16 protein-coding genes are annotated in these 24085 nt (G+C 60.2%); 11 read left to right on the top strand and 5 right to left on the bottom strand.

Annotation, left to right across the window (positions count from 1 at the left end):
• Window positions 1-82 precede the first annotated feature (82 nt).
• Entirely contained in the window at window positions 83-1618 is a 1536-nt protein-coding gene (locus A0U92_RS14305) for an amino acid permease (RefSeq protein ID WP_077813779.1), read from the top strand.
• 245 nt (window positions 1619-1863) lie between these two features.
• On the opposite strand, the gene A0U92_RS14300 is transcribed toward A0U92_RS14305, so the two are convergent.
• Both A0U92_RS14300 and metH read right to left on the bottom strand, forming a co-directional pair.
• A complete protein-coding gene (locus tag A0U92_RS14300) occupies window positions 1864-4095 on the bottom strand; it encodes a multicopper oxidase family protein (protein ID WP_236748162.1) in 2232 nt (743 codons plus the stop codon).
• Between the two features lie 307 nt (window positions 4096-4402).
• Window positions 4403-7918: a methionine synthase gene (gene metH, locus A0U92_RS14295; RefSeq protein ID WP_077813777.1), complete on the bottom strand. Its 3516-nt coding sequence runs from the start codon at window positions 7916-7918 to the stop codon at window positions 4403-4405.
• Between the two features lie 123 nt (window positions 7919-8041).
• Here metH and A0U92_RS14290 point away from each other — a divergent pair, with 123 nt between their 5' ends.
• The 7 genes from A0U92_RS14290 to A0U92_RS14260 all read left to right on the top strand — a co-directional run bounded on the left by A0U92_RS14290 (window position 8042) and on the right by A0U92_RS14260 (window position 20514).
• Entirely contained in the window at window positions 8042-8590 is a 549-nt protein-coding gene (locus tag A0U92_RS14290) for a hypothetical protein (RefSeq protein WP_236748161.1), read from the top strand.
• Between the two features lie 288 nt (window positions 8591-8878).
• Window positions 8879-11041 carry a peptidase domain-containing ABC transporter gene (locus A0U92_RS14285; RefSeq protein WP_187668964.1) on the top strand — a complete coding sequence of 721 codons (2163 nt, stop codon included), beginning with the start codon at window positions 8879-8881 and terminating at the stop codon, window positions 11039-11041.
• Between the two features lie 3 nt (window positions 11042-11044).
• Complete coding sequence (locus A0U92_RS14280; protein WP_077813775.1) at window positions 11045-12499, top strand: HlyD family type I secretion periplasmic adaptor subunit; 1455 nt, start codon at window positions 11045-11047, stop codon at window positions 12497-12499.
• A gap of 150 nt (window positions 12500-12649) precedes the next feature.
• Window positions 12650-14467, top strand: a complete 1818-nt coding sequence (locus tag A0U92_RS14275; protein ID WP_077813774.1) for a tetratricopeptide repeat protein — start codon at window positions 12650-12652, stop codon at window positions 14465-14467.
• A gap of 6 nt (window positions 14468-14473) precedes the next feature.
• Window positions 14474-17704 carry a glycosyltransferase gene (locus A0U92_RS14270; RefSeq protein WP_077813773.1) on the top strand — a complete coding sequence of 1077 codons (3231 nt, stop codon included), beginning with the start codon at window positions 14474-14476 and terminating at the stop codon, window positions 17702-17704.
• Between the two features lie 110 nt (window positions 17705-17814).
• Window positions 17815-18972 (top strand): hypothetical protein, encoded by a 1158-nt coding sequence (locus A0U92_RS14265; RefSeq protein ID WP_077813772.1) that lies wholly within the window; start codon window positions 17815-17817, stop codon window positions 18970-18972.
• Between the two features lie 165 nt (window positions 18973-19137).
• A complete protein-coding gene (locus A0U92_RS14260) occupies window positions 19138-20514 on the top strand; it encodes a glycosyltransferase family 4 protein (RefSeq protein ID WP_077813771.1) in 1377 nt (458 codons plus the stop codon).
• Window positions 20515-20772: 258 nt separating this feature from the next.
• Here A0U92_RS14260 and trxA read toward each other — a convergent pair whose 3' ends face one another.
• From trxA to rpsU, 3 genes are all read right to left on the bottom strand, one after another.
• On the bottom strand, window positions 20773-21099 hold the full coding sequence (gene trxA / locus A0U92_RS14255; RefSeq protein WP_077813770.1) for a thioredoxin TrxA: 327 nt from the start codon (window positions 21097-21099) through the stop codon (window positions 20773-20775).
• A 367-nt stretch (window positions 21100-21466) separates the two neighbouring features.
• On the bottom strand, window positions 21467-21667 hold the full coding sequence (locus A0U92_RS14250) for a hypothetical protein (RefSeq protein ID WP_077813769.1): 201 nt from the start codon (window positions 21665-21667) through the stop codon (window positions 21467-21469).
• Between the two features lie 190 nt (window positions 21668-21857).
• Window positions 21858-22061, bottom strand: coding sequence for a 30S ribosomal protein S21 (gene rpsU / locus A0U92_RS14245; RefSeq protein WP_010666215.1), 204 nt, complete (start codon window positions 22059-22061; stop codon window positions 21858-21860).
• A gap of 234 nt (window positions 22062-22295) precedes the next feature.
• Here rpsU and def point away from each other — a divergent pair, with 234 nt between their 5' ends.
• The 3 genes from def to A0U92_RS14230 are packed head-to-tail and all read left to right on the top strand — an operon-like array spanning window position 22296 to window position 24063.
• Window positions 22296-22850, top strand: a complete 555-nt coding sequence (gene def, locus A0U92_RS14240; RefSeq protein WP_077813768.1) for a peptide deformylase — start codon at window positions 22296-22298, stop codon at window positions 22848-22850.
• Entirely contained in the window at window positions 22847-23509 is a 663-nt protein-coding gene (locus tag A0U92_RS14235; RefSeq protein WP_077813767.1) for a ubiquinone biosynthesis protein COQ9, read from the top strand. The genes def and A0U92_RS14235 overlap by 4 nt, the downstream gene beginning before the upstream one ends.
• Window positions 23506-24063: a MarR family transcriptional regulator gene (locus A0U92_RS14230; RefSeq protein WP_077813766.1), complete on the top strand. Its 558-nt coding sequence runs from the start codon at window positions 23506-23508 to the stop codon at window positions 24061-24063. Before A0U92_RS14235 ends, A0U92_RS14230 begins: the two co-directional genes overlap by 4 nt.
• Window positions 24064-24085 lie beyond the last annotated feature (22 nt).

The following is a 24085-nucleotide window of genomic DNA, read 5'->3' as shown; positions in this document are numbered from 1 at the left end:
CGTCATGATAATGAACGCATCAGGGTCATCATGCCCCGAAGACGGCCGATACGCCGGGACATGAACAGCAGAGGATCTCTCGATGGAGACCAACCACCATAGTGACGAGGACGCGGGCGTACTCGCCTCCATGGGTTACGCGCAGGAACTTTCGCGAAGCATGAAAGGCTTCTCCAACTTCGCCATCTCCTTTTCCATCATCTGTATTCTTGCGGGCGGCATCACCTCGTTCCAGCTTGGTTTCTCGTCTCTGGGAGGATTTGGCGTCGCAGTCGGCTGGATTGTCGGAACTCTCTTCGCCACCATCGTGGCCTGCTCCATGGGACAGATTGCGTCGGCCTATCCGACTGCGGGCGGCCTGTATCACTGGTCGTCCATTCTGGGTGGACGTGGCTGGGGCTGGGCGACGGCATGGGTGAATCTGCTGGGTCTGCTGTTCGTGCTCGCTTCCGTCAACGTGGGCGCCTACACGCTGTTCGTACAGCTCATTCTCGGCAAGATTTTCGATGTGGACATATCGGGCTGGGGATATGGCCACCAGATCGTGGGCGTTGCCCTGATCGCCTCCTCGCAGGCGCTGTTCAACCATGTCGGCATCAGGATCACAAAGGTGCTGACGGATTTTTCCGGTTATCTGATCCTGTTCGCGGCGATCCTGCTGACGGTCATGATGCTGTACTGCGCTCCGGGTTTCCACTGGGAACGGCTGGTCTCAATCGTGAACAACACAGGCGCGCCGGGTGGAGGTGTTTTCCCCCATTCCGACAGCCTGCTTTATGCGTTCTGCCTGTCCCTGATTCTCCCGGCCTACACCATCACCGGTTTTGATGCTTCGGCGCATGTGGCGGAAGAGACGATTGACGCGCGCAACGTCGTGCCGCGCGGTATGATCAACGCCGTCATGATCTCGGGCCTGTTCGGCTTTGTCATGGTGTGCTCCTTCATTCTCGCCATGCCGGACCCGACGGCGTCTGCTTCGCAGGGAGGCGACGTGTTCTTCAACCTGCTCGCCCAGCTTCCCGTGCCGGGCTGGCTGCGCAGCCTGATGTATGTGATGATTGTTGTCGCCAACTATCTGTGCGCGCTGGCGGGCATGACCTCCACTTCACGCATGGTGTTCGCCTTCGGTCGTGACGGCGGACTGCCGGGCTCCAGGCTGTGGCGCTATGTCAGCCCCACCTACCGCACGCCGGTTCCGGCCATCTGGCTGGTGGCGTTCCTGTCCTGCGCCGTGACGCTCTACTCGTCCGCCTTCGCGGCGCTCGCGGCCGGTTGCGCCATCTTCCTGTATGTCTCTTACGCCATGCCGATCGGCGCGGGTGTTCTGGCGCAGCGCAAGCGCGATGTGATGACAGGGCCGTTCCGTCTGGGCGCGCTGTCCACACCGTTCGCGGTCATCACGGTTCTGGGCTCGCTGATGCTGGTCTGGATCGGTATCCAGCCGCCCAACGACATTCTGATCAGCTACGTGGTGGGCATTGTTGTCGTGCTGCTGGCCGGCTGGTTCCTCGTCGAGAAGAAGCGCTTCAAGGGGCCGCCTCTGGGTGGTCTGGCGCCGATAGCGACGGAGAGCATGCTTGAGGAAGAAATTGCTCAAGAATTGAGCGCAAAGAGCTGAAGCTGCCCCGTCAAAGAAATTTTCTTTGACGGAGTGACGAGGCCCGCGAACAGAAGGTCAGGGTCATCCGGTCGGTCGCTGCCGTCTGATCGGATGACGCTCTGCCTGGTGGGCAGACTCTGATGAAGCGTTCTTTTGACACGAATGAACGGACGCTGATCTGAAAACCGCCAATCAGAGCTGGCTGGAAATAAAGTAACTTGCGGGGGCAATGTTCACTTCGGCCCCCGCAGCCCGGCGCGCCCTCACATCTCTCCGGAATGTTCATGCTCCATGGTCGACATCCCGGCCGCAGACATGGCGCTCATCTGCCTTGTCTGATCGCTGTCGATGGACACATAGGTCATCATGCCCTGATCCTCGTGATCGAGAATGTGGCAGTGCAGCATGGCGTCACCCGGGAAATCCTCATAGCGGGTCCGCACGACCGTCTCGAAACCCGGTTTGACGAACAGGGAATCCCGGAACACGTGATACTGGTCACAGAATTCGGGACTGTAGGTGCTGTCGTCCGTGCTGCCTGCCTCCTGCAGTCGATATTGCAGTTTGCAGCGGCCGCCCGGCATGAAGATCGACTCACCCGTGCTGTCGTCAATGATATCCATGATCTCCACCGGATTGACGTGGATATGGAAGACATGCTGCCCCGTTGTGGTGCCGGCGCCCATGGTGCGTGTGCCGATCCGCCATTCATCCACGTCTCCAAGATGTACATGGTAAATGTGAGTCGGGTCCATGCTGAACGGGAGGGCGCTGGCGCCGCCGACTGTCACCAGTTCATTCTGGATCAGCCCGATCATGCCGTTGATGCCTGTATCAGGCATGGCCTGCCCCGGTGGCAGGACTGCGCCCGAGGCCAGTGGCATTGTCAGGGCGGCAAAGAAGGCTGTCGGACGATGCGTGACGGACAGATCGGAAAGATCCTGTCCCGGCTGCATGCCTTCCGGGAAATACGCGAAATCGGAAAGATCGAAACCGGCGAGCCGGGCTTTCACAAAGGCTGGCAGGCCTTCTGATCCTTCCTGCAGCAGGCGGCGTATCTGCGTCGTCCCGCTCTGTCGTCCGGAATGTGCGGTATTGTCATCATCCACAGACACGACGGCAATCACGGAAGGAGATTTGCCCTGAGGACGTGATCTGAGCGGGATGATCGTGTTCAGCGTGTCGCCGCCCTGATCAATGACACAATACAGGCCCGGTTGACGGAAGGTGACAAGCGCGTCGCTGCGCTGGCCGGGGTAGAGATAATTGATGTCCTTGCGGGAGATATTCTGTCGGGTCAGTCCATCCGCAGCAATTTCGTACTGTTCCACGGCTTCTCCGTCGCAGGTCATTTCTGCGCTGGAGTGCCGGGCGTAGAGAGGCAGTCGCAGGCGTTTTTCACCGTCTCCAAAACGGGCTTTCACGATCTGGACATTGAGCGTGTCATGCCCGCCACCAGCGATCATGCGCCATCGCTCTACCTCACCGACCCTGACATGCAGGACGGGCTGCGTTTCTCCATTCACAAGGGTGTAGCGTCCGGAGAGCATCCATGCGTCATGGCGCGTGCCGTCAGCATTTGTACGACTGCTGATGAACTGACTGCGGAAATTCTCTACACCGCCTTCGGCCCCTTTCGGGCAGGTCCAGGTTCCTGTCGTGCTGTCCTGAAGCAGTGTCCTGTGTGAGGCATCGCTGAAACAGCCATAGGGGATCTGCTCAAACAGCATGATACGCTCGGCGACCGGCATTCCGTAGCGGTCATGGAGAACCGTATCGATATCCACCACGCCGTCGTTTCGGGCGCGGTCGGCATAGCGACGGCGTCCGCGAACGATCAGCGCGCCTTCTTCACCACTCGCCACGCCGATGGATGTCGCGCCATGTTCATGCGCGTGATACCAGAATGTCCCGGCGGCATGTGTCGCCGGGATCGCGTAGCGATAATCCCATGCGCCGCCAGCGGGCATCACGGTGTGCATGACGTTGTCGCCATGACCTTCCGGCGAGACGTGCATGCCGTGAAGATGCAGATTCTGCCTGTTGAAACAGGATGGTGTGTTCAGCGTCTTCGGGCAGTCCGAAGCAGGATCGACAGGAAGGCTGTTCTGAAGGTTGATCCGCAGTTCATCGCCGGGCGAGACCACGATTGTCGGTGCGGCGAGGCAGCCGTTATAGGAACGCAGCCGCACCGGGTCGTTTGCGTTTTCCTGTGGATTCCAGATGTGATTGTGTGAATAGGCCAGTGTCAGATCGGCCGTGACCGTCTTGCCGGAACGTCTGACAGTATCGGCTCCGCAGGTGGATTGCGCTTCCCGCAGATGCGACGACCAGAAACCGGGATGGGATGGTTCCCTGAAAGCGTGGTTGAAGGTCGGAAAATCCCGGTCTTTTGCTTCCGGAAACATGATCTGCGCGTGAGCGGACGCAGAGGAAAAGCAGAACAGGATGGAACTGGCCAGTGCCTCCATCCAGCAGAATTTATGCAACGACATGAGAAACCCACAGCCAATTCACCACCTTGATGATTAAAGGTGATTTCCGGATCCGGGTTTAAATCCATCGTTTATGGCGCAGAGTGACAGTTCGATGATGTTCTGATGACACGACTGTTCCGCATGGTCGCTTGTTAAAAGGTCCTGCGTGAAATATCCTGATAATTATAGGAAAGTTTTTGGTAAAGCTTTTTCCAAAAAGCTTTACAGAACAGTGTCTTTAAAAAAAACGACACTCAAAATTTTCTAATATTCAGTCATCGGAAGGCCATTTATAGGCAGCCTTCCGATAAACCGGACGGAATACTTACACCGTGAAGTATTTTGCTCGCGGATTCAGCACCACCAGCGCCGAAGTCGACTGCTCAGGGTGCAGCTGATAGCCGTCCGACAGGGATACACCGATCTTCTCCGCATCCAGCAGCTTCAGGATCGGTTCCTGATCTTCCAGACGCGGGCAGGCGGGATAGCCGAACGAATAGCGCGAGCCGCGATAACCCTGCGACAGGAGCTTGTCCATGTCGCGCGCGTCCTCGCCGGAGAAACCGAGTTCGGCGCGGATGCGCTTGTGCGTGTATTCCGCCATCGCCTCGGCCACTTCCACCGACAAGCCGTGCAGATAGAGGTAGTCCTGATAACGGTTTTCCTCAAACCACTCGCGGGCCATGTCGGAGGCTTTCTGCCCGACCGTCACCACCTGCAACCCGATCACGTCCCGCTCGGCGTCATCCACGTCACGCACGAAATCGGCGATGCACTCACCGTCCTCACGCGGCTGGCGCGGCATGGTGAAGCGGGCCACCTCGGTCTGCCCGTCTTCAGCGAACAGGATCAGATCGTTGCCCTGTCCGGCGGCCTTCCAGTAACCGTAAGCGGCGCGCGGCCTGAGAATATTCTCCGCCTCGCACAGCGTCAGCATCCGGCGCAGCACCGGACGCAGTTCCTGACGCGCCCAGCCGAGGAAATCCTCCAGCGTGCGGCCCTGCTTCTTGAAGCCCCACTGGAACTGATAGAGCGAACGCTCATTAAGGAACGGCAGCACGGCGTTGGTCTCGGCCTCCACCACACGCGGCCCCCAGAACGGCGGCGTGATGACCGGCTCGTCCTTCGTGATCCGATGACGGCGTGCCTGCGTGGCAGCCACATCCACCGGTCCGAAACCGCGCTCCTCGGCGACTTCCGGTGTGCGAGGGGTGGAGCGCTTCGTCTTGCCTTCACGACGCTTGGCGATGGCGGCGGCGTAATCGTCGAACTTGCCCTGCGCCACCACGTCCATCAGCGAGAGACCGTCAAACGCATCACGGGCATAGGCCACACGGCCATGCGTGCCATAGGCGGCGGCGCAGTCGTCCTCGACATAGTTGCGGGTCAGAGCGGCCCCTCCGAGAATGACCGGAAGCTCAAGTCCCTGCCGGTCGATCTCCTGAAGATTCTCGCGCATGATGACCGTGGACTTCACCAGCAGGCCGGACATGCCGATGGCGTCGGCCTTCTCGGCGCGGGCGGATTCGATCATGTCGGCCACCGGCACCTTGATGCCGAGATTGACCACCCGATAGCCGTTGTTGGTCAGGATGATATCGACCAGATTCTTGCCGATATCGTGCACGTCGCCCTTCACGGTCGCCAGTACGATGGTGCCGCGCGCCTGTCCCTCGGCGCGCTCCATGTGTGGCTCAAGCCATGCGACGGCCGCCTTCATCGTCTCGGCGGACTGAAGCACGAACGGAAGCTGCATCTTGCCGGAACCGAACAGTTCACCCACCACCTTCATGCCGTCGAGCAGCACGTTGTTGATGATGTCGAGCGGCGGCATCTCCTGCATGGCTTCCTCAAGGTCGGCCTCAAGCCCCTTGCGGTCACCATCGACAATGCGGTCTTTCAGGCGCTCCGGCGCGGTCTCGGCTTTCGCCTTCTTGGCGACATCAGCCGCTTTCCGCCCCTCGAACAGGGCGAGAAACTTCTGGAGCGGATCATAATCTTCGCCGCGACGGTCGAAGATCAGGTCTTCCGCGACCTTTACTTCCTCGGCGGGGATCAGGTGCAGCGGACGGATTTTCGATACATGCACGATCGCGCCCGTCATGCCCGCCTTCACGGCGTGATCGAGGAACACCGAGTTCAGCACGGCGCGCGCCGCCGGGTTCAGACCGAAGGAAATGTTCGACAGACCGAGGATGATCTGGATGTCCGGGAATTTCTCCCGGATCATGCGGATGCCTTCGAGCGTCCACTGTCCGAGCTTGCGGTCATCCTCCACGCCGGTCGCAATGGTGAAGGTCAGCGGGTCGATCAGCAGGTCCGACTGCGGCAGGCCATACTGGTCGCAGGCGAATTCCACCAGACGCGATGCGATGCGGAGCTTGTCCTCCGCAGTCTTCGCCATGCCGACCTCGTCGATGGTCAGCGCCACAACCGCCGCGCCGAACTTGCGGGCCAGTTTCATGCGGTCGTGGGCGATCGCCTCGCCGTCCTCGAAATTGATCGAGTTGATGATCGGCTTGCCGCCATGCAGCTTCAGCGCCGATTCGATGACCGGCGTTTCCGTGGAGTCGATCACCAGCGGGGCATTCACCGAGGAAGTGAAACGGCGGATGACCTCGTCCATCTCCGCTTTCTCGTCACGCCCGACAAAGGCTGTGCAGACATCCAGCGAGTTGGAACCTTCGACAACCTGCTCACGCCCGACAGCGACGCAGCCGTCCCAGTCATGGGCTTCCTGAAGTTCACGCCATTTCTTGGAACCGTTGGCGTTGCAGCGTTCGCCGATGGAGAAATAGGCGTTTTCCTGCCGCAGCGGCGTCTGGCTGTAGAGGCTGGCGACGGACGGCACCCATGTCGGGTTGCGCTTCGTCGGCGCCGGACGATGCTTGCCGGACGGTGCACGGCTCCGCAGCATGGCGTCGAGGGCCGCGATATGCGGCGTGGACGTGCCACAGCAGCCGCCGATCATGTTCAGACCGTCCTCAATGATGAAGCGTTCCATCCATAACGCCATTTCTTCCGGGCTGAGCGGATAGTGCGTCTGGCCGTTGACCAGTTCCGGCAGACCGGCGTTCGGCAGCACGGAAATCAGGCGCGGCCAGTTCTCGGCCAGCCAGCGCACATGCTCGGCCATTTCCTGCGGGCCTGTGGCGCAGTTCAGGCCGATGAGGTCCACATCGAGGCTCTCCACCACCGTCGCGGCTGCGGCGATGTCCGGACCGACCAGCAGCGTGCCGGTGGTCTCGACCGTGACCTGCACGAAGATCGGCGTGTTCACGCCCATCTCGGCGCGGGCGATCTTCATGCCGTTGACGGCCGCCTTGATCTGGAGCGTGTCCTGACAGGTCTCGATCAGGAAAGCGTCGACGCCACCGTCGATCAGCCCGCGTCCCTGCTCGGCCAGACCGGCTTCCAGCGTGTCGTAGTCGATATTGCCGAGGGAAGGCAGCTTGGTGCCCGGGCCGATGGAGCCGAGTACGTAACGGTGACGACCGTCATCGAACTGGTCGGCGGCCTCGCGTGCCAGTGTGGCGGCGATACGGTTGATCTCTCTCGCACGGTCCTGAAGGTCGAATTCCGCCAGCGTGATCGGCGAGCCGCCGAAGCTGTTGGTCTCGACCATATCCGCGCCAGCCTCGAAATAGCCGCGATGGATTTCACGCACCAGTTCCGGACGGGAGAGGTTGAGAATCTCGGTGCAGTTCTCCTGTCCCCAGTAATCCCGCTCGGTCTCGAGATCGAGCGCCTGCACGCGTGATCCCATGCCGCCATCACACAGCAACACCTGTTCCTGCAGGGCTTCGAGCAGCGGGGGACGGGAGGAGCTTGAGGAGGTCATTTATGGACTACCGGATATTCGGAGAAAGCAACCCGCATGATACGGGAAAGGACGGCGGTTATTCCAGAGGGGGGCTGTCCTGTCCAGAGAAGCGACAGCCTGCTCCCGATGGTCAGGTTTCATTTGTCTGAAAAGTCGGGGCCGGTTTTCGTCAAGATCACCGCGCGGGCGGTGTTTGAAATAGGGAGCGGAATATTTTACGCTGGAACCTGCTGTGTTTTCTTCCCTGTTACAGACTGGCATGCCTTGATTCCCCTGACCGTCACCACTCCTGAAGCGTCGGGGTTGTGGACAGAAAAATGTCGTCGCACGGCTTTTCTGCTCGACATGACCGGCGAGGCGCTTTCGGAGGAAGGCTGGATGCAGGTTGAGCGACCTGCGCCTGAAAATCGTGTCTTTTCAGGCCGGTCTCCCAAAAATATATCTTTTATGCGCAACGCCGCTGAAGCAGGTCAGTCCCTGCGCCATGACAGCGCGTGCGCCTGCTGCGTGGGCAGGCCGGCATTGGTCAGCCGCCTGCTTTCTCTCGTTCAGGAGCGGGCGCGGGGACAGTGTGCATTCTTTCGCCACATTGCTCTCGTTGTCTCTGCGGATCAGCAGGGCACCGTAACAGAAGGACTGAAGGCCAGCTCTCTTCTGGAGAATCTGCTCAGTCCTGAAATGGAACGGTAACTAAAAATCATTCTTTCATGCGGTAACACGGCCTCAATGACTTTGTGGAACAATGTGATTTAATTTCCGGAAACGGCATTTCCGGAAGACAGGAAATGATCCGCACGGCATATCGAGGGCAGCGGTCACGCATTTTGTGTGGTAGAGGCCGTTCAGCGTTTCCTACCGCAGTGAAACGCGGGCACGTTTTATAGAGGACGATCTGTGGCTTCAGTCGATAACGCGAACGGCACTCCCAATCCCCAGACCGACAGACCGGCGCCTTCCATTATCCGGTTGCAAGCTACCATCGCCGCAGCCCGCTTCCACGGTCTTGAACTGGACATACGTGATTTCGCCGGAGAGCCGGGTGAAAGCAGTCCTTCTCCGGCAACGCTTGTCCGCTGGCTGAACGATCAGGGCGCCGTGGCGAAGGGGATGCACATCAAGTGGCGTTACCTCGTCAAGATGAGCAACTCGCCGCCGATCGTTCTGCTGTTCCGTGACGGGTCCGCGGCCCTGATGATCAATGCGGACGCCGCCCGTGGCGTCGTCTGGCTCCGCGATCCCATGGCCGGCGAGGGCGCTTCCCCGGTTCCGGTCGATGAAATGCGCCTCAATCAGGTCTGGACCGGTGACGTTCTCCTGGTGAAGCGCCGAAAGGACCAGTCGGAAGCGGACGCGCCGATCAACGCGGCGTGGCTCGCCAAGATGGTGCTGCGTGAGAAGAAGTCGCTCCGTGATATCGCCATCGCCTCGATGACGCTCAGTATCCTGCAGATCTTCCCGCCGCTGATCGTCATGCAGGTCATCGACCGGGTGGTGAACAACCGCTCCATGGCGACGCTGGTTTCGATCACCGCCATCGTGCTGGTCCTGTCATTCTACGAAATCCTGCTCTCCTATGGACGGCGTGAGCTGACTCTCGTGCTGACGACCCGTATCGACACCCGTATCTCGCTGCACCTGTTCAACCGTCTGCTGGCGCTGCCCCTCGAATTCTTCGAGCGGGAGCAGGCCGGTAACGTCATTGGCCGTGTCATGGCCATCTACAAGGTCCGCGACTTCATGACGGGCCGTCTCATGTCGACCTTTCTCGACATGTTCACGCTGGTCGTCATTCTGCCGTTCCTCTTCTATCTGAGCTCCACGCTCGCCTGGATGACCGTGGCGGCTTCTGGTCTCATCGGTCTTCTGGTCGTGGTCTTCATGGGGCCTGTCGGGCGTCAGATCGGCAAGCTGATCAAGGCCGAGATGAGGCGCTCGGGCGTGATGTACGAAACCGTCGCCGGTATCCGGACCATCAAGACGCTGGCGCTCGAAACGTCCCGCAAGGAAGAGTGGGACGACTGCACGGCGGAAGTGGTGCAGGCCAAACTGGATGTCGGGCGGATGTCCAACTGGCCGGCTACCCTGAGCATGCCGCTTGAAATGTTCATCAACCGCGGCGTGATCCTTGTCGGCGCTTACCTTGTGCTGACGGACGCTGCGTCCGTGGGCGCCGGTGCGCTCGTCGCTTTCATGATGCTCGGCGGCCGGGTGGCCTCTCCGCTGACCAACCTCGCCAAGCTGCTCGATGATCTGAACGAGGTCACGGCCTCGCTCGCGGAAGCCGGCACGGTGCTCAACCAGCCGACAGAAACCAAGGCCCTGACGACCGGCATGCGTCCGCGCATCAAGGGCGCCCTGTCCTTCATTGATGTGAACTTCGTCTATCCGGGATCGACCGCAAAGGCCCTGAACGAAGTCAGCTTTGAGGTTCCGGCCGGAACGATGCTGGGTCTGGTGGGCCGTTCGGGTTCAGGTAAATCGACCATCACGCGTCTTCTGCAGGGTGTCAGCCGGTCCTATACCGGTTACCTGAAACTCGACGGCGTCGATCTGCGCGAAATCAACCTCAACCATCTGCGCCGCTCGTTCGGCGTGGTGCTTCAGGACAACTTCCTGTTCCGTGGCACGATCCGCGACAACATTTCGGCAGGACGTCCGGGCCTCACCATTGATGACGTTGTGCGTGCGGCCCGTCTTGCGGGCGCCGAGGAATTCATCGAACGCATGCCCGCCGGATACGATACCTGGATCGAAGAAGGCTCGACCAACATTTCGGGTGGCCAGCGCCAGCGTCTCGCCATTGCGCGTGCCGTGATCTCAGACCCGAAGCTGATGATTCTCGACGAAGCCACCTCCGCGCTCGATCCGGAAAGCGAGGCGCTCGTCAACGCCAACCTGGAACGAATCGGCAAGGGCCGCACGATGGTGATCGTCTCCCATCGTCTGTCTTCTCTGGTAAATTGTGACATGATCCTTGTGATGGATCGTGGTCGGGTGGTTGATGTGGCTCCGCATGAAATTCTTCTGGAGCGCTGCGCGATCTACCGGACCCTCTGGATGCAGCAGAACCGTCATACGGAAGGACGGTCCGGTCCAGGCAACACCGCCGCCGATGCCCCGCTGATCGCAGAAGGAGAGTGAACGATGACCAAACAGGACGTTGTCCCCGCCTCCGGTGAGGAAAACCAGTCTCAGGATTTCCTTCCTGAAGCGACCGACCCTTTTGCTCCCAATGACCTGCCTCCGGCGCTTCTGGAATTCCATTCGCCGAGCGCCGCGCTGGTCAACATGCCTCCGACGGCCGCGGCCCAGTACATCACCTGGCTGATTGGCGGTCTGACGCTCTCCAGTGTGATCGTCATGAGCGTATTTCCGCTCAATCGCGTCGTTACGACGCCGGGCAAGATCGTCTCGACCCAGCAGACCCTGGTGGTCCAGCCGCTCGAAACGTCGATCATCCGGAGTATCGATGTTCACGAGGGGGATTTTGTCCATAAAGGCCAGGTTCTTGCGCATCTCGATCCGACCATCAGCGATGCCGACATCGAGAATATGCAGTCCCTCAGCCAGAGTTATTCCGCTGAAGTGGATCGTCTGAGCGCCGAGGCGGAGGGCCGCGATTATGTGCCTGACCCGAACAACCCCGCGACGACGCAGGAAGCCGCGACTTTCCTGCGTCGCAAGGCTGAGTTCGACGCCAAGGTGAACAACTATCAGGAACAGATCGCTTCACAGACCAGCGACCTGCAGGGTTACTTGGCCAACGCCGCGATGTTCGGTGCAAAAGCCAAGGTCGCCCGTGACGTTCACGTCATGCGTCTGCGTCTGCAACAGGATCAGGTCGGCAGCCGTCTCTCCACGCTGGGCGCGCAGAGCGAACTGATGGAAAACGAACGCTCCCAGATCGGTGCGCAGCAGCAGGCCGCCAGCGCCCGCAGCAAGATCCGCGCGCTGGCCGCTGAGCGAGAGAACTACATCGAGACTTGGAAAGCCCAGATCTACCACGATCTCAGTGAAGCGCAGCGTCACCTTTCGGAAGCGGACAGCAACTTCCGCAAGGCCCGTCTCCGCAAGAGCATGACGACACTGGTTTCCGGCGAGGACTCCATCGTCCTGACGATCGCCAAGCTGTCGATCGGATCGGTCATCACCACCGGCAACGAGCTTCTTACGCTGGTGCCGGTCGGCAGTGGCCTGGAAGTTGAGGCGCACCTCAATGGTTCAGAGGCAGGCTTCGTGCAGCTGGGTGACAAGGCCCTGCTGAAATTCGCCACTTTCCCCTTCGCCCAGTATGGTGGTGCGGACGCGACGGTTCGTGAGATCAGCGCGGACTCCTTCAGCGCGCAGAGCGGGGGCGGCGCGAGTGGCGGAGGTGGCGGTTCCTCTTCACGCTCCTCGGATCCAAGCGCCGCCCAGCAGGCCTATTACCGTGTGCGGCTCCGCGTGGATCGCTATACTCTGCATGGGGTGCCGCCTTTCTTCCATCCCCATCCGGGCATGCCTGTGACGGCTGATATTCAGGTGGGCAAGCGCACAGTGATGCAGTTCCTGCTCAACAGCATCATGCCTCTGGTCACCGACGGCATGAGGGAGCCATAACGTCTCCCGAACCTGATTTTCCTGCTCCGGTCGTCTGACCGCTCACGATCGGAGCCTGTTTATGCGGAGCGGCATTATCTGATAGTCCACGCGGACTGTCGTACATGATGATCACCCAGCGGTATTCTGCCATACCCGGGAGGACAGCTCTTGAGTCTGCTTTCACGTCTGTTTACCCGCCGCTCTCCCGAGAAGCGGCTTCAGTATGGCCTCCAGCTTATTGAAGCCGAAGACTTCGCGGGGGGCTTCGCCGAAATCAGTGCGGCCGCCCAGACTGGCATGCCGGAGGCGCAGTTTCGCCTCGCCCGCCTCTACCTCGATGGCATTGGCATTCCGCGTGATCTGGTGGAAGGCGGCCGCTGGCTGCGCAGGGCGGCGGAAGCCGAGTGGATCGAAGCCCAGTTCGTGCTGGCGACGCTGTATCTGGTGGGTCTGCCGGAAGCTGTTGAAAGCGACTCCTTTGCGCTGACGGATGTCGCGCAGAATGTTACAGGCCAGCCCAATTTTCACAGAGCGGCCTATTGGGCGAAACGCGCGGCTGACGCCAAAAATCCGGATGCTGAAGCTCTTTATGGCTACGTGCTGGGCGCGGGGCCGGAAGAGCTTCGTGATCCGGAACAGTCTCTCGTCTGGTATCAGCGGGCGGCCAACGGCGGAAGTCCGCAGGGACATCTGGGGCTCGGTCTGGCGGGACTGCACTCGGCCCAGTCCGATGAGGAACTCGCCGAGGCGATCAGTCATCTCAGGATCGCGGCCGACGCCAATGTCGGCTCGGCTCTCTACCTCATGGGCATCGCCTATGAACGCGGCGCTGGCGCTCCTCAGGACGCTGCTGCCGCTACCGAGTGCTACGGCAAGGCTGCCGCCCATAATGTGCGCTCAGCCCAGGCACGGTACGGACTCGCCCTTCTTGAAGGGCGCGGTATCGAAAAGGATCTCTCGAAAGGCGAGACGTGGCTGCGCAAGGCCGCGCTTGGCGGAGATCTGGAAGCCTCCGCCCTGCTGGGCGACATCCATGCGCGCGGCGGGGACCTGCCGCCCAATTATCTCGAAGCAGCAATCTGGTACAGGCGGGCCGCAGAGGGAGGGCACGGCGCATCGGCCCGTGCCCTCGGCATGCTGTATCTCACGGGAGCAGGCGTCACCCGCGACGAGGACGAAGCGGCGAAATGGTTCCGCTATGCTTCAGAAAAAGGAGATGCCGCCAGCTCCGCCGATCTGGGCAATCTGCTTCTGATGGGTGGCGGCACTGCCGAGGACAGGCTTGCGACACGGTCCCTGTATGAAAAAGCCGCCCATTCCGGTGATCTGATCGCCGCCTTCAATTTCGGCGTCTGTCTCGCCGAGGGAGTCGGGGCGGAGCGGGATGAGGAGCAGGCGGCGCACTGGATGCGCAAGGCTGCCGACGGCGTCATCAACGCGCAATACTGGTACGGCCGGATGCTGATCGACGGACGTGGCGTTCCCGCCAATCCCGAAGAAGGGCGTGAATGGATTCGCAAGGCCGCCGTCGAAGGGATGACGGAAGCCGAACATCATTACGCGCAGATGCTCGTCGTGGGAGAAGGTGGCCCCCCGGATCATGAGGAAGCGCTTCTCATGTTTGAACGTGCCGCAAAACAGGGCAACACCAACAGCATGTTTGCGCTGGGCGCCATGTTCGGAGGTGGACACGACATCCCCGAAGACCGGGAACAGGCCTTTGAATGGTTCAGGCAGGCGGCTGAACGTGGCCATGTCGGCGCGCAGTTGATGATGGGACGCTATCTGACGCGCGGTCTGAATGGAACGTCCGATATGGAAGAAGGGCTTCGCTGGTATCGCAAGGCGGAAGCCGCAGGGGTAACGCAGGCCAGCGCGGAACTGGCGCAACTGAAAATCCCGCCGCGGAAACAGAAATCCGATGACGCAGCGGGAACGAAAGAAGCTGCCCCCTCACCAGCCGATTCTCATTCGGCCGTTGGTTAGGGGCTGTTGGTCAGGCGTTCAACGGCTGGAGGTCGCTCCCGCTCTTCCTCCCGCACGGCTGCGGCGGAGGCCCTGAGTGCAGAGATCGCAGACGCCACAGAGTCGGGAGTGGCCGGCCTCATAACGCCGGAAGACCGCGAAAACTGGGAAAAATGGGCGTCTGGGCAGGCCCAGAGTTCATTCGATAGAGGCGAGTCCTGCTGGAAGGCAGGCGACAGCGCTGGCGCGCTCGGATGGCTGGAACGCGCCCACCGGATGGCGCCCGACAGCCCCAACGTCATGCTTCTCCTCGCCATGGCCCGGCAGGCCTGCGGCTATGGCGCCGGGTCGATTGCTCTGCTTGAAACCCTGACGGCGCGACATGATGTGGCCCGGCTCTGGTGCATGCTCGCCGCCGCCCATCTCAGGCAGGGCGGGACAGGAGAAGCAGTCAACGCGCTGGGGCGGGCTCTTTCCGGTCACGTCTGCACGGAGGAGATGGCGCTTCTTGCGGACCGGATCACGGCGGCGGCGGGCTGTCCCGGCTGGTGTGGTCTGGATGGTCAGGACGCCGTCAGAGTGGGGGCAGGTATAAGCCGCCTGCTTTCAGCGGAGAATGCCGGCGGGAGCCGCCCGTCCCGTCGTAAAAAACGGCTCGCGCCGGTTTCAGGGCGTCTGACGGTCATTGCTGACGGACATGTCTGTTCCGTCCGGCAGGATGAAGCGGGCCGTCTGCATCCGGACAGTCCGGATGAGTTCCTGAACACGACTCGTCTGGAGGTCCTGTGGGATGGCTCCCCCTTGCCGGGAAGCCCGCTTCATCCTGCGGCCGTCATGCGGGCGGAAGGGGTGGTCGAATCGTCTCCGGAAGGGGTGACCGGCTGGGTCTGGCACCCCGCCAATCCGGACCGGGCGCCATTCCTGTGTGTTCTTGATCCTGCCACCGACCGGGAGATCACGACCTTCAGGGCGGAAGCGTTTTCATCGGAAGCCAGCTCAGACATCCCGCTGTCCCGCTTTCGGCAGATTACTCTGTCAGGTGGAGACCTCCCCGCTGGTCTCATCCGGATTGTCGATGAAACAGGCCGGGACCTGACGGGCAGCCCGCTTGAACCGGGTCGGGGAGGTCCTTCCGCCAGAGAAAAAAAACGAGCTTCAACAGCCCGTAAAGTGCAACAGGCAGGCGTTGGAGTGACAACACCGTCCGCGATGAAAGCCCGGAGCTCCAGCCGCTCCGGTGCGGCCGTGCTGATTGTCATTCCGGTTTATCGGGATGTGTCACGTACAAGGGCCTGTCTTGAAAGCGTGCTGGCGTCGCTCCCCGCCGCGTCCCGTGACAGTCCCCGGCTCCTTGTCATCAACGATGCGTCGCCGGAGCCGGACATGGGAGCGCTTCTGCGGAGTTTCGCAAAGGATTCTCGAGTCGCCCTGAAGGAAAATCCGGTCAATCGCGGCTTTGTCGCGACAGCCAATATCGGTCTGGAGGCCGCCCTGTCCGGTCAGACCCGCGCCCGGGATGTCGTGCTGCTGAACAGTGACACCCTTGTCGCCGGTGACTGGCTGGATGAACTGCACACTGTCGCCTGGAGCGCGCCGGATATCGGCACAGTCACGCCGCTGTCGAACGATGCGACCATTATGTCCTATCCGAATGTGGTCGAGGCAAATCCCGCCCCCACGCCGGACCAGACGGCCATCCTGATGAAACTGGCCCGGTCCGCCAACAAGGGCGTGGCCATCGATATTCCGACGGGGCACGGCTTCTGCCTCTATATCCGCAACGATTGCCTTGAGCAGACCGGCCTGCTGCGCGCTGAACTGTTTGCACAGGGATATGGCGAGGAAAACGATTTCTGCCTCCGTGCCCATCGGACCGGATGGCGCAATGTCGCCGCTCCCGGAGCGTATGTTGCGCATGTGGGTTCGGTCTCGTTCGGGACCACGCGTAACGGCCTGCTGCGACGTAACCTCGCCCTGCTCAACAGGCTGTACCCCGGCTATGACGCACTGATCGCAGCGCATGTGAGCGCCGACCCGCTGTTTGAGGCGCGGCGACGGATCGACCTTCTCCGCTGGCGTCGGGCGGGCCGTCTGCAATCCCGTGAAACGGCTTCCGGTGAGACGCCTCCTGTGGTCCTGATGGTGACGCATGATTATGGCGGCGGCGTCGAACGGGTGGTGCGCCAGCGGGCCGGGGCGCTGAAGGGGGCGGGGAGTCGCCCCGTGCTGATCCGTCCGGTCAAAGGCGGTTGCCGGATTGAGGGGAGTGGGGGCGAAGAAGATCTTCTTTCAGCTTCCTTTCCGAATCTGCGCTTCAGACTGCCGACGGAATGGCCGCGGCTGCTTCGTCTGCTGACGGCGGATCCGGTCGATCATATCGAATGGCATCACGCCAGTGGCCACCACATGGCCATGCGGGAAATCGCCTCCGTCCTTGGTGTTCCGTATGATGTGTATGTGCATGATTACATCTGGTTCTGCCCCCGCATCTCCCTCGTGGGGAGAACCCGTCGTTACTGTGGCGAACCGGATGTGGCCCTCTGCGAGGACTGCGTGACGACGCTGGGCCGGAGTGTGGATGACGACATGCCGGTCGCTGATTATGTGGCGCGATCGGCGCGGGAGCTGGAGGCCGCACGTTCCGTGATCGTGCCCTCCGATGATGCGGCGCAGCGGATGCGACGTCACTTTCCGGCTCTCAGGCCGGTTGTCATGCCTCTGGAAGATGATCGTCCTGATCTGACGCTGGCGCGGTACAGCCAGCTTTTTCCGTCATCTTCCCGTGCGCCTCTGGCGGGTTTGCCCCGCACACCCGGCCGGTTCCGGGTGTGCGTGGTCGGGGCGATCGGCAAGGAAAAGGGGTATGACGTTCTGCTGGCGGCGGCACGCGAGGCCAGGGAGCAGGGGCGGCCCATAGAATATGTCATCGTCGGCCATACACCCGACGACGCGTCGCTCATGGAGACCGGCCATGTGCATGTCACAGGATTCTATCGCGAAGAAGAGGCGATTGCGCTGATTCGGGCCCAGCAGCCGGATTATGGACTTATTCCGTCAGTATGGCCTGAAACATGGTGTTTCGCGCTGGGCGTGACATGGCAGGCGGGCGTGAATGCGGCGGCTTTCGATCTTGGGGCTGTTGCTGACCGGATACGGACAACAGGAAGAGGCCACATCCTGCCGCTTGGTATATCGGCGATGCAGCTTAACGTGATATTGATATCTCTGTGTCAGCACTCTGGCGAAAGGCTATCGTGAAAAGTTATATTCAAGAACAGCTCAATTGCCGCCTTGTCTGCCTGCTTTGGTTGGCAGAATGTCCCCGGAATACCTGAAACCTTATTCAGAACAACCTACGGAACGAATTTATGTCACAGAGTGGCCAGTCCCAGAATCAGAATCGTGTCATCGACCTGAAGGTGTCAGGACACCTGATGACACTCGATCAGGGATTATTCTGCGTTTTTCATGTGCCGTCACAGGAGCCGCCCAGCCCGCGCGGCCTTCCCGGCGTCCGTCTCACTCAGCCGCCTCTCGTGAATGGCGCTGTCACGATTTCGACTTTTGACGATACAGGCTGGCTCGGCGGTCAGAACAATGCCGCCCTGATCCGCGTCACGCAGGGTCCGGCGCAGGTTCTGGTGACCGTTTATCAGGAAGCCGGTAGCCCGCATGAGGCGCCGCGCCTTCAGGTTGTTCGTCTCAGTGACGCCCTGTCCGCGCCTGTCGCCGCGGGTTACGGCTCGGCTGCGCCTCAGGGTGCGGCTGTCGGCATTCCTTCTGCCGCACCCGCTGAAACCGCTGCGGCTCCCGGCCAGCAGTTCGAAGTCGCCGCGCACATCCAGCGCCGAGGCGATGTCGTGTCCATGCTGGGCGAATGGATGGGGAAACCGGGCAGCCGCTCATGGATCGAAGGATTCGGCATCGCTCCGAACAGGCTGATTACAGCGGAAGACATCGAATATCAGGCCGTCCTCGGCAAGGGATGGCTCTCCCCCTGGACGGAAGGCAGCAAGTATTGTGGCAGCCGTGGCATGGCGCTGCCTATTCTTGGCCTGCGGGTGAGACTGAAGGGCGCTGCTGCGGAAGAGTATCTCTGCGAGCTTGAGGCATCCTTCACGGATGGTACGAAAATTGGTCCCGTCGGCGAGGACGATACGGCCGAAGCCGAAAGTCTGGCTCCTCTGGAGGCTTTCCGCGTCACGATCATCCCGCGTGATCCGGCAGCCGCCGCAGTTCTGCGCGAAGCAGAGGAACTGGAAGATGTGCTGGAGGAAGACCTCGCCCTTCTTGAGGAAGAGAATGACTTCGTCCCGGCGCGCAAGCCCGTAAAGCCCGGTCGATCGGCGACCAGGGCGTCGAAGCCGCCTGTCGCGAAGCCAGCGGTCAAGGTTGCGGCCCGGGCGACTGCCGCACCGGTGAAGACTTCCGGGGTATCACAGGCCCGGGCGTCACAGGCAAAGGCAGTGAAAGCTCCGGCAAAACCAGCAAAAGCGTCAACGCTGCGTAAGCCGGGTCGCCGCTGACATCTTCTGGGTGTGAGGAGCAGGTTTTCTGTTCCTCACATTGCTGTAATCCTGTTTCCGGTATGAGGCCTGCCTCGATTTCAGGGTCTTCTGCTGCCAACGCCCAGTAACGTCGGCCAATATCAGGAACGGATCGCCGACACATCTTGCAAATGGATACCGGTCTTGAAATTTCTTTTTGTTCACCAGAATTTTCCCGGACAGTTCCTGCATATTGTCCGCCATTTGATCCGGTCCGGCACGCATGAGGTCGTCTTCATCAGCGAGAATAATGACAACGTCATTTCTGGTGTGCGTCGGGTTATTTATCGGAAGCCGGTATCCCCGCCGGATGCGACCCACCCCGGGGCCCGCGAGTTCGCTCTGGCTCTGAGCCGGGCTGATGCTGTTGCGCAGGCTGCTTCAACACTCAAAGGCCTCGGTTTCACTCCCGATATCATCATCGGCCATCATGGTTGGGGTGAGCTTCTCAATCTTCATGATATTTTCCCAGCTTCTCCGATTCTCGGGTATTTCGAATTTTTCTATCATTCAGATGGATTCGATGTCGGATTCGATCCTGAATTTCCGACAATGCCCGATATGCTGCCCCGCATCCGGGCCAAGAACGCCATCAATCTGGTCGCGCTGAATAATCCCGGCTGGGGCCAGACGCCGACGCTGTTTCAGCGCAGCACATATCCATCCTGGGCGCTCGACAAGATCTCCGTGCTGCGCGAAGGCGTCGATCTCGACCTGTGCAGCCCTGATCCAAAAGCTGCCCGACACACGCTGCACATCAAGGATGTGACGATTTCACCCAAGGATCGTCTGATTACCTATGTCGCCCGTGATCTTGAGCCCTATCGTGGTTTCCATGTCTTCATGCGTTCATTGCCCCGGATTCTGAAGGAATGTCCAAAGGCCCGTGTTGTTCTGGTCGGTGGGGATGGCGTCAGTTACGGAGCCCGTCTGGCCCATACGACCTGGCGGCAGTACATGCTTGCCGAGTTGCAGGGGCAGCTTGATCTCGATCGCGTTCATTTTGTCGGTAAAGTAACCTACGACGAATTTCGCGCTCTTCTGAAACGCTCTGACGCGCATGTCTATCTGACCTACCCGTTCGTAGCCTCATGGTCTCTGCGGGAAGCCATGGCGATGGGCTGTGCGATTGTCGGAAGCGCCACGGAGCCGGTGAATGAGTTCATCGAAGACGGGAGCACCGGTCTGCTTGCGCCGTTCCTTGAGGCCAGGAAAATAGCCGATGCGGTCCTGACTCTTCTGGACAATCGCAAACAGGCTCAAATGTTGCGGGAAGCTGCGCGGACTCAGGCTGAAGCAACCCTTTGCCTCAATGATTACCTCACGCGTTACGAGGATCTGATTGAACAGGTCAGCGGGCTGTCACCCTCTGCCGATGTTGCGCCACAGCCTCGCAAACGCAGTCCACGTAAACCTGTTGCCCAGAGTGCTGCGGCTTCCAAAAAATCCAGTCCGTCCAAAGCTGTTCCGAAAACGCCTGTGTCCGCGAAATCCCGTTCAGGGACATTACTGCCCACCTGATTTCATGCGTATTATGTTTGTCGGGTGTGCGGCTTTGTTTGTAACTGTAGATTCTTTTCTATCAGTAAGAGGAGTCGGGTAGGCTTGAATAGTCTGCCCGAACGGCCCGTGTTCTTTGGATATGTTTCAGGGGGTTTTGTCCTGGGCTTTACAAAGGGACACTGTCCCTTTGATGCCGCTCTGGCGTCAAAGCAGAGAGAAGAAAACCACGTGAAAGGCGGATAAAGCCGGAGAGAGCACTCTCCGGCCTGTAAAAGGTCAGACCAGTCCTTTTACCCAATCTTTCAGCTGGCTCTTGGGAAGCGCACCAACTTTTGTTTCCACCGGCTTGCCATCCTTGAACAGGATGAGGGTCGGAATGCCTCGAACGCCGAATGTGTTCGGTGTGAGGGGGTTGTCGTCGATATTGACCTTTGCCACCTTTAGCTGGCCTTTGAACTCCGCACCGATTTCATCCAGCGCCGGCGCAATCATCTTGCAGGGACCGCACCACTCTGCCCAGAAATCGACCAGAACAGGACCGGAGGCCTTCAGTACATCAGTCTCGAAAGTGGTGTCGCTGACTGCGACGGTGTTTTCGCTCATGTGCGTCGTCCTTGTGTAGGTGTGCCTGAACAGTTGGGGTGAGTTGGCCTCAGGTCAAGCCCCTTCTCTCCGAGGCATGAAGAGTTTTGCAGATGCATCCGCCGTTGGCATGTCCGTTTCAGGGTGTCTGGGTCTGAGCCCCACAAAAGGACGCAGTCCGCCTGATGCTGATCCGGTTTGAAAACAGAGGGGCGAAGGGCAGAACTGTCTGGTTTTTGCAGGATATATGCCGGCCTGAAAAGCGGTTTTTCCGGGCTGGTCACACGGGGAAGCATGGTCTGAACGCAGCATGTAAGGTGATCGGAGAGCGGTCCGTCTCACTCTGAGTAAGGCGCAATGGGCGAGCAGGGAAACCTGAGATGCCGGTTCAGCCTCCGGGAGTCTCTCCGGGATTGCGTGCCGGAGAGCTGCGGTGCTCGGCCTCCTCAGTCAGCTCCTTTATGTAGCTTAAAAGCGAAGCAGTGCGTGTCAGAGTAAAACCGAGAGCCGCTATTGTCCGGATGGTTTCCGGAGTGAGGCCAGCTTCCTGCTGGAGAAGCTTTTCATCATCATCACTCAGGTCTGCCATCGGGTATCTCGTCTTGATGCGCGGTTGACCGCATTCAAGACGAGAGTCGTGAACGCATGATGAAAACTGTCTGTCAGGCAGGGAAATGCGGCGCGTATATCTTCATGAGAAGATGTGGAGAAACTTTTCCAGGCATAAAAAAACCGGCGTCCCTGAGGAGGCCGGTTTTTTGGCGTAAAGCGGGGCTGGATTAGAAGCCTTCACGCTCGATACGCTTGCGCTCCATCTTGCGGGCGCGTCGGACAGCTTCTGCTGCTTCACGAGCGCGACGCTCGGAAGGCTTCTCATAGTGGCGACGAAGCTTCATCTCGCGGAAAAGCCCTTCGCGCTGCATCTTTTTCTTGAGGGCCTTGAGAGCCTGGTCGACATTGTTGTCACGAACGAGAACCTGCACTGGCTGGTCGTCTCCTGAAAGAACCTGCTGACCTCGATCATGCCCGGTTCACAAGTTTCTATAGGGTGTACGGGACTCCTGTGTGGAGCCTCGTATCTGAGTTGGCCGCGTCCTTAACACACGCCCGCAGGAAAAGACAATCGAATCCGTGGATCATGGCTTGGGAAAGAATGGGCGTTTCTGTCACGTCGGAATGCGGCGTATCCTGTCAGGCCGTCGGAGAGCAAGGTGAGCATGACATTACTAAAGATCGCCCGCATGGGGCATCCGGTCCTTCTGAAGACTGCCGGGATTGTGGAAAACGTTGCTGATCCGGCCATCCAGACCCTGATTGACGATATGATCGACACGATGCACGACGCTGGTGGAGTGGGTCTTGCCGCTCCACAAGTGCATGTTTCAGAAAGAATTTTTGTCTATTATGTGCCGACCTCCCGTCTGGAAGAGGGAGAGCAGGCGCCTGAGGGCGTGCAGGTGTTGATTAATCCGATTCTGGAGCCTGTCGATGATGAAGTGCGTCTGCGGATGGAAGGCTGCCTGTCCATTCCGGGATTGCGTGGCTGGGTTCCTCGCCATGCGCGGGTTCGATATCAGGGACTCGACCGGACAGGATCTCCGGTTTCCGGAATCGCCGAGGGATTCCACGCAAACGTGATCCAGCACGAAGCGGATCATCTGGATGGCGTTCTTTACCCGATGCGGATGACAGATCTTGGTCTGATGGGCTTTGATACGGAAGTGAGCCGGTTTCTGACGCCGGACACCATTTTGGGACGCAGTGAACAATGAGTGGCAGGGACAGGATTCTTCAGTTTGCGGCGGGCGCGGGCTACGGGCTGCTTCAGGGAATGACGCCGCCGTCCGTTGAGCATTCCGGGGAACGGGATCAGGCGTTGAAAGCGCTGGCTGGGGTGGCCGGAGAAAAAGGATGGACGCTGGCAGCGCTGAAGGACGTGGCGGGGCCGGACGCCGATCTTCTGTTTCCCGGTGGACGCACCGAAATTCTTGAGGCCTGGGCTGATCTGGTCGATCGTGAGATGACCGAGCGTGTTCTGCTGGCCATCGATGAGGGCGAGTGTCCGCGCCTCAGCCAGAAAGTCCGCAGGGCTGTTCTGGAACGGCTGGATATTCTGGAGCCCTACCGTACTGCGGAGCGCCGCGCCGCGACGGTGCTGCTGTCGCCCTGCGCGGGGACAATAGCGCCACGTATTCTGTCGCGGACCGTGAATGCCATCTGGGACGCATCGGAAGACGTGTCGGGCGGCGTGACGTGGGCGACCAAACGGATCAGCCTCACCGGTATTTACGTCCCAACCTTTCTGGCCTGGCTGGGTGGTGCTGATCATGGCAGGGTGGAGCGGATTCTGGACTCGGGCCTGGCCCGGACACGGCGTCTGGGTGAGCTGAAGCAGCGTATGTTCCGGCCAGGGGGGCTCAGGGCAGCGTGAAACGATTCGTTGAAGCCCGGACCGGGGGAGAAACTGTCGCAGGAGACGGCGTTCTGTTCCTCCGGGAGCAGCAGATCAGGCTCGCTCAGGAGCTGATGTTGCTGGTCTCGCTCGATATGGGGCAGGCGGCTTCACCGGTTCTGACGCAGTTCGGCCTTGGCGTGGCGCAGCACAGGGCCCTGCAGATGCTGGCATTCCAGCCGGGGCTGACTGTGGGGGAGTTGCAGAGTGTTCTGTGTGTCACGAAACAGAGCCTGGCACGGACACTGAACGAGTTGCAGGAGCGCGCCCTCGTCAGGATTGAGCAGGGACGACAGGACCGTCGGCAGCGCTTTCTGTTCCTGACCGATGAAGGGGCTGAAATCGAAGCGCAGCTTTTCGCTGTGCAGCGCGAACGTATGGTGGCGGCCTATCGGGAAGCGGGAGGTAACGCCGTGCAGGGTTTCCGGCAGGTTCTGCAGGGAATGCTGTCCGAGGGCAGTCGCACCTTTCTCGCGCGGCGGGAAAGACAGGCCAGGGACTCAGTGAGGGGAGGGCGACGTGATGGCCAGTGAGGCGACGCAGAAAGCCGGCAGG

The organism is Acetobacter aceti (assembly GCF_002005445.1).
Taxonomy (GTDB): domain Bacteria; phylum Pseudomonadota; class Alphaproteobacteria; order Acetobacterales; family Acetobacteraceae; genus Acetobacter; species Acetobacter aceti_B.
Note: the sequence above shows the minus strand (reverse complement) of the source record. Positions and strands in the feature narration are given on the sequence as shown.